At 60.9% G+C, this 12,067-nt stretch carries 9 protein-coding genes; 6 read left to right on the top strand and 3 right to left on the bottom strand.

What is annotated here, in order from left to right:
- Nucleotides 1–60 precede the first annotated feature (60 nt).
- The gene (locus AQ621_RS15355) at nt 61–525 is read left to right on the top strand and encodes a winged helix-turn-helix transcriptional regulator (RefSeq protein ID WP_036220364.1); all 465 of its coding nucleotides are present in this window, start codon (nt 61–63) and stop codon (nt 523–525) included.
- Between the two features lie 158 nt (nt 526–683).
- Nucleotides 684–1,349 carry an OmpW/AlkL family protein gene (locus tag AQ621_RS15360; RefSeq protein WP_036220367.1) on the top strand — a complete coding sequence of 222 codons (666 nt, stop codon included), beginning with the start codon at nt 684–686 and terminating at the stop codon, nt 1,347–1,349.
- A gap of 117 nt (nt 1,350–1,466) precedes the next feature.
- Here the strand turns inward: AQ621_RS15360 and AQ621_RS15365 are convergent, their stop codons facing one another.
- Nucleotides 1,467–2,798 (bottom strand): DEAD/DEAH box helicase, encoded by a 1,332-nt coding sequence (locus AQ621_RS15365; protein ID WP_058342461.1) that lies wholly within the window; start codon nt 2,796–2,798, stop codon nt 1,467–1,469.
- 345 nt (nt 2,799–3,143) lie between these two features.
- Here AQ621_RS15365 and AQ621_RS15370 point away from each other — a divergent pair, with 345 nt between their 5' ends.
- Together AQ621_RS15370 and dsbG are read left to right on the top strand one after the other, a co-directional pair.
- The gene (locus AQ621_RS15370) at nt 3,144–3,995 is read left to right on the top strand and encodes a TlpA disulfide reductase family protein (protein WP_058342135.1); all 852 of its coding nucleotides are present in this window, start codon (nt 3,144–3,146) and stop codon (nt 3,993–3,995) included.
- Nucleotides 3,992–4,768 (top strand): thiol:disulfide interchange protein DsbG, encoded by a 777-nt coding sequence (gene dsbG / locus AQ621_RS15375; RefSeq protein WP_058342136.1) that lies wholly within the window; start codon nt 3,992–3,994, stop codon nt 4,766–4,768. Before AQ621_RS15370 ends, dsbG begins: the two co-directional genes overlap by 4 nt.
- Nucleotides 4,769–4,780: 12 nt before the next feature.
- Here dsbG and AQ621_RS15380 read toward each other — a convergent pair whose 3' ends face one another.
- Nucleotides 4,781–6,088 carry a hypothetical protein gene (locus tag AQ621_RS15380; RefSeq protein ID WP_227508364.1) on the bottom strand — a complete coding sequence of 436 codons (1,308 nt, stop codon included), beginning with the start codon at nt 6,086–6,088 and terminating at the stop codon, nt 4,781–4,783.
- Nucleotides 6,089–6,279: 191 nt separating this feature from the next.
- Here AQ621_RS15380 and mltF point away from each other — a divergent pair, with 191 nt between their 5' ends.
- Entirely contained in the window at nt 6,280–7,650 is a 1,371-nt protein-coding gene (gene mltF, locus AQ621_RS15385) for a membrane-bound lytic murein transglycosylase MltF (RefSeq protein WP_058342138.1), read from the top strand.
- 1 nt (nt 7,651) lies between these two features.
- On the opposite strand, the gene AQ621_RS15390 is transcribed toward mltF, so the two are convergent.
- Nucleotides 7,652–9,178 (bottom strand): flavin-containing monooxygenase, encoded by a 1,527-nt coding sequence (locus AQ621_RS15390; RefSeq protein ID WP_058342139.1) that lies wholly within the window; start codon nt 9,176–9,178, stop codon nt 7,652–7,654.
- 280 nt (nt 9,179–9,458) lie between these two features.
- Between AQ621_RS15390 and AQ621_RS15395 the strand changes: the two genes are divergently transcribed.
- The gene (locus AQ621_RS15395; protein WP_158499537.1) at nt 9,459–12,038 is read left to right on the top strand and encodes a winged helix-turn-helix domain-containing protein; all 2,580 of its coding nucleotides are present in this window, start codon (nt 9,459–9,461) and stop codon (nt 12,036–12,038) included.
- The last annotated feature ends 29 nt before the right edge of the window (nt 12,039–12,067 follow it).

Below are 12,067 nucleotides of genomic sequence, written 5' to 3' on the forward strand. Positions count from 1 at the left end.
GTAAAGCAACCCTATTCAATCCGGTTTCAAAATGCAACCCTATTCGGTACACTCCCTGACATGGCCAGAAAACGTTTTGATGATTCCAGTTGCTCCGTCGCCCGCGCCCTCAATGAAGTGGGCGACTGGTGGTCCCTGCTGATTGTGCTGCATGCAATGTACGGCACGCGACGGTTTGTGGACTTCCAGCAGCAGCTGGGCATCGCCAAGAACATCCTGTGCGACCGCCTGGCCAAGCTGGTGGATAACGAAGTACTGCGCAAGGTGGATGTGGGCGAACACGGTTCCCGCTTTGAATACCGCCTGACCGAAAAAGGCCGGGACCTGTTCCCGGTGGTGGTGGCCCTGCGCCAGTGGGGTGACAAGTGGAACCCGGCGCCAGACGGCCAGCCGCTGGACCTTCGTGACCGTGAGAGTGGCCAGCCTATCCAGGCCGTGACGGTTCAGAACGCCAAGGGTGAGCCCCTGAGTATCCGGGATGTGTTGGTGGCGGAAGATCTGGAGAAGGCCAGCAACCAGGGCTGACTATACGCAGAGCCCGAAGTACCCCCGTTTTTTTGAGTTGGGTCAACCGTGCCGCCAAAGCCTGCCGGGGTGACGCCCTTAATTGTCTTAAATCAAGTTTTCCCTTTCCCCAGCGATTACCCTCACTTCATCGACTTTTAATAAGTGAGGAAATGGCTATGTCTCGTACTTTCAAACTCGGTGTTCTGGCTGCGGCCGTGATGGCTGTTGCGCCGGCTGCTCAGGCTTTTGAAGCCGGCGATTTCATTGTTCGCGCAGGTGCGGTGCACGTGGCGCCGGATGATTCCAGCGAAGTCATTACTGTAGGCTCTGTGGCGGCCCTCGGTGCGGACGCCCGTGTTGCAGTAGACTCCAACACACAGTTGGGTCTTCGTGGCACCTACATGTTCACAAGTAACCTTGGCTTGGGTGTGCTTGCGGCAACGCCATTCAAGCACAACATCAGTGGCGCTGGCGACATTGCAGCCTTGGGTGACATTGGTGAGACCAAGCACCTGCCACCAACTATTACCCTGCAGTACTACCCGATGAAGAGCTCATCTGCTGTACAGCCCTATGCGGGCGTAGGTGTTAACTACACGACTTTCTTCGAAGAGAAGACTGTTCTGGGTGAACTGGATCTGGATGACAGCGTGGGTGTCGCAGTAGAGTTCGGGGTGGACTACATGCTGAGCGAGCAGTTCGGCTTGAACGCCGCAGTCTGGTGGGCCGACATTAATACCGATGCACAAGTGACTCTGGCAGACGGCGTAACCAAAACCGACAAATTCGAAGTAGAAATCGACCCCATGGTCTACATGGTAGGTTTCACCTACAAGTTCTGATCCGGAGTCTCCCCGGCAGCTCGCAACTCACGGAGCTGCCGCAGGAACCACTCTCAGAACACAAAAAAGCGGGACTCTTCAGCCCCGCTTTTTTATTGTCCGGAAAACCGGATCAGATCACGCGCTCTGGCGCTGGGCCGGGCGGCCAGTTCTGCCCTGCCCCTGGCCACGGCCTTGTCCTTCGCCCTGACCACCGCGACCACGACCGCCGCTGCGAGCCGCCGGTTTCGGGCCAAAGCTCTTGCCAGCGCCACCCTGCGGGCGACGGCTGCGGGCCTTGCTCGGGTCTGCCTTGGCCTTGGGCTTCAGCGGCAGGTTGTTTTTCGGCTCGAAGCCTTCCACTTCCTTGCGCGGCAGCTGCTTCTTGATCAGCTTTTCGATACCCGCCAGCAGTTTGCCTTCATCAGCGCTCACCAGTGACAGCGCATGCCCGCTCTCGCCGGCACGGCCGGTACGACCAATGCGGTGCACGTAGTCTTCCGGCACGTTCGGCAGTTCAAAGTTCACAACCTGTGGCAGCTGTTTGATGTCCAGACCACGGGCAGCAATGTCGGTGGCAACCAGCACGCGTACTTCACCGGCCTTAAAATCCGCCAGCGCACGGGTACGGGCACCCTGTGACTTGTTGCCGTGAATGGCGGCGGCGGTGATGCCGTCTTTTTCCAGCTTCTGGGTCAGCCGGTTGGCGCCATGCTTGGTGCGGGTGAATACCAGCACCTGGTCCCAGGCGTTGTCACGCACCAGCTTGCTCAGCAGCGCGGTCTTCTGGCTCTGGTCAACCGGGTATACCGACTGCTTCACTTTCTCGGCGGTGGTGTTGCGGGCAGCCACTTCCACCTGTACCGGATTATCCAGCAGGCCCTGGGCCAGGGTGCGGATTTCGTTGGAGAAGGTGGCAGAGAACAGCAGGTTCTGGCGCTTGGCCGGCAGCAACGCAAGGATCTTGCGGATGTCGCGGATAAAGCCCATATCCAGCATGCGGTCAGCTTCGTCCAGTACCAGGATTTCCACTTCGTTGAAGCGCACAGCGTTCTGCTGATACAGGTCCATCAAACGGCCAGGTGTTGCCACCAGTACGTCCAGGCCCTTGCGCAGCTTCATCATCTGCGGGTTGATCTTTACACCACCGAAAACCACGGCGGCCTTGGTGGGAACGTATTTGCTGTACAGGTTCACGCTGTCGTGTACCTGCGCGGCCAGCTCACGGGTGGGTGTGAGAATCAGGGCGCGGGGGCCTTTGCCGGTGCGGGGGTTTTCCGCCAGGCGCTGCAACAAAGGCAGGGTAAAACCAGCGGTTTTACCGGTGCCGGTCTGGGCCGCGGCCATTACGTCTTTGCCAGACAAAACGGCAGGAATTGCCTGCAGCTGAATGGGAGACGGGGTTTCATAACCCTGATCGGCGGTGGCACGGACCAGCTGCTCGGACAAACCGAGGGAAGAAAAACTCATATACGGTGTACTCTTGATTGATTCTGCCTCCACGAACACCGGATACGGCGAATGCGGGCAGATGCCATGAACATTCATGGAATAAAAGACGACTACGGTCACGCGCCGGGTTCGGGGTGACGTCCTCTGACAGGTCGTATGGATGGTTCGCAAAGCGGCCGTTGGCCGGAAACTGCGGAATCCCTAGAGGCAGGATGCAGGCACGGTAACAGAGCACCCGGCAAATAGCTATAGGTGGTTTTTATTAGCAGGCTTTCATTTATGCAAAAACATGGAACTCCCATGAATGTCTCCGGTCACTAGCCGCCGTATGCCAATAAAAACCCACAGGATTCCGGAGATTCCATGCTCAGCGTAGGCGTTGGCCCCCTCAGCCTGTCCATCGGGCACCTGCTTCTGGTGCTGGCCTTTGTGGTCGCCCTGATTGTAGGCGCCCTGACCGGCCGTAAAGAGAAAACCCCGGTAGCCGGCACGCTGGCCGATATCTTCCTGGTCGCCATGGTCAGTGCCCGAATCGGCTTTGTGGTGCGGTATTTTGGCGAGTATCAGGGCGACTGGCTGGGCATGATCGACATCCGCGACGGCGGTTTCGATATGGTGACCGGCCTGGTTGTTGCCCTGGCGTTCACCGGGTACCTGATGTGGAAACGGGCCGCCATGCGCCGGGCACTGGGCTCGGCCGTCGCCGCCGGGCTGATTACCTGGGGCGGCATCAGCGGCCTGATCGCCCTGATGAACCAGCAAACCCAGGGCCTGCCGGAAGTCGCCCTGACCGATCTGAACGAGCGCCCGGTAGACCTGGCCAGCCTGGCCGGTGACAAGCCCACGGTGGTGAATCTGTGGGCCACCTGGTGCCCGCCCTGCATCCGCGAGATGCCGGTGCTGGAAGAAGCCCAGCAGCGTTATCCGAACGTGAACTTTGTCTTCGCCAACCAGGGCGAGCACCCGGAAACCATCCGCAAGTTCCTGATGGAACAGAACCTGAACCTGAGCCACGTACTGAGCGACAGGCAGAACCGTTTTGGCCGGGTAGTCGGCAGCCACGGCTTGCCAACCACGCTATTCTACAACGCCCAGGGCCACCTTGTAGATACCCATATGGGCGAATTGTCCCGCGCCAGCCTGGCCCGGAGCCTCGAACGCTTCGATGCCAGCTTCCTGAACTCATCCCCATCCAAGGAGTTAATATCCCGATGAGCACTCCCCTTGCCCAACGCCTGATCAAGGGCACCGTTTTATCGTCTGCCCTGTTTGCCATGGCGGCACAAGCCCAGGACTACCCGCCCGCAATCCAGTCGCTGGAGCAACAGGGCGTTACCGTCCTGGAAAGCTTCGAAGCGCCGGGCGGCATGACCGGCTACGTCGGTGAGATGCAGGGGCGCTCCCTGGCGTTTTACCTGACCCCGGATGGCGACCATGTGATTGTGGGTACGCTGCTGGACGATAAAGGCACCAACCTCAGTGCTGCCAGCATCGAAGAGCTGGTGACCGGCCCGAAATTCGCCGAAGCCTGGCCCCGACTGGAAAGCAGCAACTGGGTGCGTGACGGCGCCGAAGACGCCGAGACCGTGATTTACACCTTCACCGACCCCAATTGCCCCTACTGCCACAGGTTCCGCCAGCAGGCAGCGGCATGGATTGATGCCGGCAAGGTGCAGCTACGGCACATTATGGTGGGTATTCTTCGGGAAGACAGCCTGACCAAGGCCGCCACCATTCTTGGCAGCGACAACCCGGAAGCTGCATTGCATGAGCATCAGGGCAACTACGAGCAGGGTGGCATAGAGGTCGACCGCAAGAACGTCAGCGCCGCCCATATGGACGTGAAGGCCAACAACCGCCTGATGCAGCAACTGGGCCTGCAAGCCACCCCCAGCACCCTGTACAAGGATGGTGAAGGCAATGTGAAAATGGTTCAGGGCCTGCCTAACCCGCAGGCGCTGGAACGGATGATGGGCCCCAAACCTTAACGGAAGCGCGCGTCAGGCCAGCCAGATCGTCAGACTGAAGCCCAGAAGGCTGGCCGCGCCCAAACCGCACAGAGACAACGGCAGACTCCAGCGGAAGGAGGCATCCCGGGCCCGGTATCCGGTCAGCCGTTCCATGATCAGGGCGTTGGCCGCAAAGGGTGTGCCGAAGGCAGTAATGCCCCAGCCGGTAACCATGGCAATCGCCAGGCCCAGCTGGGCCGCGGTTGGCCACAGGGAACCCAGAATGCCGCCCACCAGGGTGGCAATAATAATGGGGTTCATACCCGCCAGCCCGGCGGCAAAGAACACCCAGGGCACACCGGCTGCCAGCAGGGCCCAGAGCCACACCGGCAATTCCGGCTGACCACTGATCTGGCCCAGTACCACGCCACTGAGCACCGCCCCGATAAAGGCCGAGCCACCCACAATGGCCAGCTCGTTACTGACATTGGCCATGCTGGTCATGGGCGGATTTTGCCCTCGCAGCCATCCCAGAACCCGGTACAACAGCACCGCCCCCAGGCAGCTCAGAGCCACCGCATGGGCATAGCTCAGCCCGAACTGATGGCTGAGCCAGAGTACGCCCACACACACTGCCAGAATCAGGCCACCAAACCGCAGCCAACTGCCCGCGCCGGCACCAGTACCGCCCTGCTCGGTGTTTTCCAGCGGTTCTGGTTCACGCCATCGTAATCCCGCCAGCAGCATCAACACAGAAAACGGCACGGCCAGCGACAGCAGCGACAACAGGCTCACCTGTGGCAGCAGCGTCAGGGTGAGCACCACCGAGATAGACAGGGGCGAGAACGAGGGTGCCACGCCGAACCCCCGCAAAACAGCCCGTGTGGCATTGCGGGTAGATTCGGAATCGCCATTGCGACGAATACGCTCCCCTACCAGGCTGCCCACCACAGCGACCGAACCAAAGTTCAGGGGAATGGATACCAGCGAGGTACCGAAGGCCAGGCTCAGATAACGGGTCAGCGGTTTGCCGCCAAACAGGCTGGAAGAAATCTGTTGCAGGTCCTGTGTGCGGGCCAGCACGTTCGACAACAGCATCACCGCCAGCATCAGGCCCGCCAGGCGGGTCATGTTACCGGCGGCGGTTACGATCAGCGCCGGGTCGTAGCCCAGCGCGAAGATCAGCATGGCCAGGGCCACCACAAACACCGCACGGGGCACGTTACGCATGTCCTGCCAGCCCAGAAGTATCGCCATACCAGCCGCCGCAGCACCCAGCAACGGCATACCGGGCAGCAGCGAAAGCACGGCCGCAGTCAGGGCAAGGTAGGCAAAGGCCGAACGCAATCCGGTAGGCAAGGTGGTGTCCTTATTCGAACAACGGAAAGCCATTATCGTAAGGATGCTAAGGGCCCTTGCCTATCAGCATTTGTGATAACACAGCCCTGAGCTATGCCGGGGAGGAAATCCACAGGGTTGATCGGTGCGTAGTTTTAACAGAGAGTAAGATCTATATAAATTCACGACATAAGAAAAAAGGATGATCCATCATGCAGTCCGGATGGAAATTCACCCTCGGCCTGTCCGCCGTTTTAATGATGCTGGGCGGGTGCAGCGAGCAGCAAAAAACGCCCGCCCAAAGCACCGGGCTCAAGCCGCCCTCGGAAACCGGTATTCTGAAGGTCGCCACCCGAAACGGCTCGACCACCTATTACCTTGACCGGCACGAGAACCCTGTCGGCCCCGAGTACGCCCTGGTCTCCGACTACGCCCAGGCCCGTGGCTGGGAGGTGGAATGGACCATGCTGGACTCCACCGCCGATGTGCTCGCCGCCCTGGAAGCCGGCACTACCCACCTGGCAGCCTCCGGCCTGACCCACCTGCACAGCCGCAACGAGCTGTTCACGCCGGGGCCGGCCCACACCGAGATCACCGAGCAACTGGTCTGCCACCGTGACGATCGCCCCCTGCCCCGCAAACCTGAAGACATTCAAGGAATCGATATTGAGGTCACCGCCGGCTCCAGCTATGTGGACACACTGAACGAACTGGCCGGACAGCATCCGGAGATTGAATTCCGGGAAGACAGCGAGCGCACTACCGAAGTGATCCTGGCCGAAGTGGCAGACAGGAATGTGGGCTGCACCGTGGCAGACTCCAACATTGTGCAGGTGATGCGCCGGCACTTCCCACACCTGGAAGTGGCCATGAACCTGACCGAAGGACGTAACCTGGGCTGGTACCTGCCTGCCGGCTCAGACGAGTTGGCAGCAGACGCCCGGGAGTGGATGAACAGCAAGGAAGGTGACGAAGCCCTGGGCCGGATGGAAAACCTCTACTACGCCTACATCGGCGACTTCGACTTTGTCGACTTGCGGGCCCTGAACCGGCGGATTGAAGACCGGCTGCCGAACTACATCGATCTGTTCCGGGCGGCCGAGCAGAAAACCGGAATCCCGGCCGACCTGCTGGCAGCCCTTGCCTACCAGGAATCCCACTGGAACCCGAAAGCCAGGTCGCCCACCGGCGTGCGGGGTATCATGATGCTGACCCTGAATACCGCAAAATCCCTGGGGGTAAACAACCGGCTGGACCCGGTTGCTTCCATTGACGGCGGTGCCCGCTACCTGGCCGACCGCCATCGCCGCCTGCCGGAAACCATCCCGGAACCGGACCGCACCTTCCTGGCCCTGGCCAGCTATAACATCGGCCGCGGCCACCTGCTGGATGCCCGGCAACTGGCACGGGACCTGGGCAAGAACCCGGATTCCTGGGAAGACATGGAGAAAGTACTGCCCCTGAAAGCCGACAAACGCTACTACCCCAGCACCCGCTATGGCTACGCCCGGGGTTACGAACCGGTGCACTACGTGCAGCGCATCCGCAACTACCGGGACATTATCCGGCCGGCGTTCCAGTAACTCAGGAGCCGAACAGGGCCGAGCGCAGGGGCCGCAGGAAACCGGTACTCTGGGGCTGTCCGGCCAGGCTGCGTTGGCCGTCGAATTCCAGGTAGCCATCTTCGATGGGCTCGAAGCGCAGAATCTTCACATCGGTGAGGTAATCCTGCGAGGCCTTCCAGGGGCCATGAGTGCCCTGGCGGGGCAGCCGGTCTTCGGCTCGTTTGATGTAGCCGGCGTCCAGAGAGCCCAGAATGGTTTCATCACCGCCACTGTTCTCGGTATCCCGTGGCACCGCCACCTCATAACCCTTGCGACCCATATGGTTGATCAGCCGGCACAGGTACTCGCTGGCGATATCCGCTTTCAGGGTCCAGGAGATGTTGGTGTAGCCGAAGATCATGCCGGCGTTGGGCACCCCTTCCATCATCACGTTCTTGTAGATCACCTTGTCTTTGAGCACCACCTCCCGGCCGTCTACCCGGGGCTTGATGCCACCCAGCATCTGGATATCCAGGCCGGTGGCCGGAACGATGATGTCTGCTTCCAGTTCCTCGCCGGATTTCAGGCGAATACCGGTTTCGGTAAAGCCCTCGATGTGATCGGTTTTAATCGACGCGGTGCCAGCCTTGATGGCGTCAAACAGGTCGCCGTCTTTCACCACGCACAGGCGCTGGTCCCAGGGGTTGTAGTCAGGACTGAAGTGGCGCATGTCAGCCTTGCCGTTAAGCTGGCGTTTGATGATCGACAGGAACAGGCGGCGCATGGCTTTCGGGCTCTTGCGGGAGCGCTCGAACAGGAACCGGGAAATGGAAATATTACGGGCCCGGGTCAGCCGGTAGGCGGTCCTGGCCGGCAGTACTTTCTGCATGGCCAGGGTGATTTTGTCGGTTGACGGCAGCGGCATCAGATAGGTAGGCGAGCGCTGCAGCATGGTTACATGGGCCGCTTTCTCCGCCATGGTCGGCACCAGGGTAATGGCCGTGGCGCCACTGCCGATCACCACCACTTTCTTGCCGGTGTAGTCCAGGTTTTCCGGCCAGTGCTGGGGGTGCACAACCTGGCCCTTGAAGTCGCTCTCGCCGGGGAAATCCGGTTTGTAGCCCTGGTCATAGTTGTAGTAACCGGTACAACCCACCAGGAAGTTAGCGGTGTAGGTTTCCTGGTCGCCGGTCTGCTCATTCTCGGCGGTCACTGTCCAGCACTTATCTGCGCTGGACCACTCGGCGGTTTTTACCGCCACACTGTACCGGATGTGCTTTTCGACATCGTTTTCCTTCGCGGTTTCCGCCACATAACGCTTGATGGATGCGCCATCGGCCAGCACCTTGCCGCCGGTCCAGGGCCGGAAGTTATAGCCGAAGGTGAACATGTCAGAATCCGAGCGGATGCCCGGGTAACGGAACAGGTCCCAGGTGCCGCCCAGCGACTGGCGGCGCTCCAGGATGGCAAAGCGCTTGCCGGGGCATTCCCGTTTCAGATGGCAGGCCATGCCGATGCCGGATACCCCGGCACCGATGATCAGGACATCGTAGTGTTGTTGGTTCATGCGGAGGTCTCCCCGGTTTGTCTTTCTTGTTGAATAACCCTCACGTTACGCCGCTGGACCGCCACTTCAATTGGCCTGACAAGCCCCGTTAAGCCGTACACAGGGCCAAAATTGATATTCGACAATGTGAATTGATCAAAGGTTAGCCTCCGCGCTTCGTACTATTCTTGGATTTCATCCCTGACCGGCCAAAGGCCGGCACAACAACAAAAACAAACCCATGCTGATGGAACCCCTGACGGCCAACAGTATGCCGTCGCTACTGAAACGATCACCGCTCGTGCACAAACTGCAGAGTGGCATAACCGGGCGGCTGACCCTGATCACCGCCCCGGCCGGCTATGGCAAAACCACCTTGATCCGACAGTGGCTGAATACCAATCCGGATGCTGCCATTGCCTTGCTGGCCCTGAGCGAACGTGACAGCAACCAGGCCCAGTTTTTCGGGCGGCTGGGGGAAACGCTGCGAACCGAGGTTCCCGCCTTCGACCCCACCGCCTTCACGCCCTTCGATGCCGGCAATAATGAAAACCCGGCTGACATCGCCGAAGCGCTGCGCCAGGGCCTGGCCGGCGTCTGCCATCCGGTGGTTGTGGTGATTGACGATTTCCAGCACCTGGCCGGACGCCCTCTGATTCTGGACACCTTCAATTATCTGCTGGAAAGCCCGCCCGAGTGCCTGCGCCTGCTGATCGCCAGCCGCGCCGAACCGGAACTGCGGCTCAGCCAGTTACACCTGCACAACCAGCTCACCGAACTGACCCACGAAGACCTGCGCTTCAGCACGGCAGAAACCCGGCAACTGTGCCAGGCGCTGGACCAGGCCAGGGTGTCCGAAAACACCCTCGACCACCTGCTGCGGCTGACCGAAGGCTGGGTAACCGGGCTCCGGCTGGCCTTGCTGGCCGCGCGGCGCAGTGGAGAGGAAGCACTGGACACCTTTGCCGGCCACCAGCCGGATGTAATGGCTTACTTCGGCGACATGGTACTGCGGGGCCTGCCGGATTCCCTGCGCAGCCTGTGCCTGCAAAGCTCCCTGTTTGACCGGATGACCGGCCCCCTGTGCGACCAGGTTCTCCGGCACTCCGGCAGCGCCCTGATGCTGGAAGAACTGGCCCGCCAGCAACTGTTTGTGATGCCCCTGGGGCTCGATGCCGGCTGGTACCGCTTTCACCCTTTGTTGCGAGGCTTCCTGCAAACCCGCCTGCAGCGGGAAGCACCGGAACTGGTGCCGGTGTTGCACCGCCGCGCCGCCGCCTGGTACCTGGAGGCCGGGGACTATCACCAGGCCCTGAAACACGCACACGCCAGCGAACAGCCCATGCTGCTGGGTGATGCACTGGAAGCGGCCTTCACCGTCTGGGCCCGGGAAGGCCACTTCTCCGGCATCCTGTTCTGGGAAGACCACCTGCAAGGCAACCCCCTGCTGCTGCGCACCGCCATTGCAGTGCCGCTGATCTGTGCGCTGATCCTGTCTCGCCGCTTCGACCAGGCCGGCACCATGCTGGAGAGCTTTCGCCGCAGCAGTCCGCAGGATGTGGTGGCCGATCACCACCAGGTGTTGGTTCGCTTTCTGCAGCTGTATCTGGAGATGTTCCAGAACGATACCCGGTTTATCAGCCGGGAAGACTACGACGACCTGGTGCGGCACAGCCGGCACTATGACATCTATCCGCTGTGCCTGTGCATGGCGGCCTACCATCACCTGCAGCATGCCCGGCCGGAACAGGCGCTGAACTACGCCCGGCAAGGCCAGGAAGCCCTGAAGCAGACCGGCCATCACTTTATGGCAGACTACGCCGGGCTGATCATTGCCCTGTGCCACCGCAGCCTGGGCCGGCCCGGGCAGGCTACCCGGGATGTGGAACAGGCCTACAGCACCATGGCTCCCCACGGTGCCACCCGCATTCTGCGCAGTACCGCCATGGTGGTTGCCCTGTACGACCAGAACCGGCTGACCGAAGCCGCCAGCCTGTGTAACGACCTGCTGCCCAAGCTGAACAAAACCTCTGCTATTGAAGTGATCGCCACGGTTTACCTGACCTACGCCCGCTGCCTGTTCGCTAACGGCCAGACGGATAAAGCCACCCACTTGCTGGCCAAGCTGGAACACATCCTGGAGCCGGCCCGCAACCAGCGCTTTCTCAGCCACCTGCTGGCCGAGCGCCTGCGTCAGGCCTGGCTGGGCGGCAGCCGGGAGCGGGTTGAACAACTAGCACAGCGGGCCCGGCTGGCCGAAAAACTGCAGGCTGGCGAGTGGGACAAGCCGCAGGCCTACACCGAACAGCGGGAACGCCAGGGCCTGGCGACAGTTTACTGGCTGCGAGCCACCGGCCGCCCGGCGATTGCCGCCCGAATTCTTCGGGTGCTGGCCAGGGAACTGAGGGAGACCGGGCTGGTCGCCCGGGCCCTGGCTATCGACACCAACCGCCAGCTCTGCGAACCGCCGGGTAACCAGGACAGCCGGCAAACCGTCAATAACCTGGTCCAGGACTACGGCCTGCACAACCTGACCCGCAACCTGTTCGATGAAGCTCCGGGCTTTGACACCCTGCTGTCGGCCGCCGCCGGCCAGGGGCTGGATTTACCGGATAACTACCAGGCCCTTTACGGCAACCTGCTTGCCGTAAACGCAGCAGCCAACCCGGCGCCCACCGCACAGCTCACCACCCGGGAACAGGTCATTTACGGCTTGTTACTGGAAGGCCTGAATAACCGGCAGATCAGCGAACAGACCGGCAACACCCTCTCCACCATCAAATGGCACCTGAAAAACATCTACGCCAAGCTCGGCGTATCCAACCGCACCGAAGCCGTACTGCTGGCCACCGCGAAAGACCGGCCAAGGCATGACGCCTGAAGCGACAACGAAAGCGCCCAACAGTTCAC

The sequence above is a fragment of the Marinobacter sp. P4B1 genome (assembly GCF_001447135.1).
In the GTDB taxonomy this organism is placed as follows: domain Bacteria; phylum Pseudomonadota; class Gammaproteobacteria; order Pseudomonadales; family Oleiphilaceae; genus Marinobacter; species Marinobacter vinifirmus.

What these genes read in the sequence shown, in the direction of transcription:
- mltF (WP_058342138.1), top strand. Translation starts at nt 6,280, where the DNA reads ATGCAGTCCGGATGGAAATTCACCCTCGGCCTGTCCGCCGTTTTAATG.
- AQ621_RS15390 (WP_058342139.1), bottom strand. Translation starts at nt 9,178, where the DNA reads ATGAACCAACAACACTACGATGTCCTGATCATCGGTGCCGGGGTATCC.
- AQ621_RS15360 (WP_036220367.1), top strand. Translation starts at nt 684, where the DNA reads ATGTCTCGTACTTTCAAACTCGGTGTTCTGGCTGCGGCCGTGATGGCT.
- AQ621_RS15365 (WP_058342461.1), bottom strand. Translation starts at nt 2,798, where the DNA reads ATGAGTTTTTCTTCCCTCGGTTTGTCCGAGCAGCTGGTCCGTGCCACC.
- AQ621_RS15370 (WP_058342135.1), top strand. Translation starts at nt 3,144, where the DNA reads ATGCTCAGCGTAGGCGTTGGCCCCCTCAGCCTGTCCATCGGGCACCTG.
- dsbG (WP_058342136.1), top strand. Translation starts at nt 3,992, where the DNA reads ATGAGCACTCCCCTTGCCCAACGCCTGATCAAGGGCACCGTTTTATCG.
- AQ621_RS15355 (WP_036220364.1), top strand. Translation starts at nt 61, where the DNA reads ATGGCCAGAAAACGTTTTGATGATTCCAGTTGCTCCGTCGCCCGCGCC.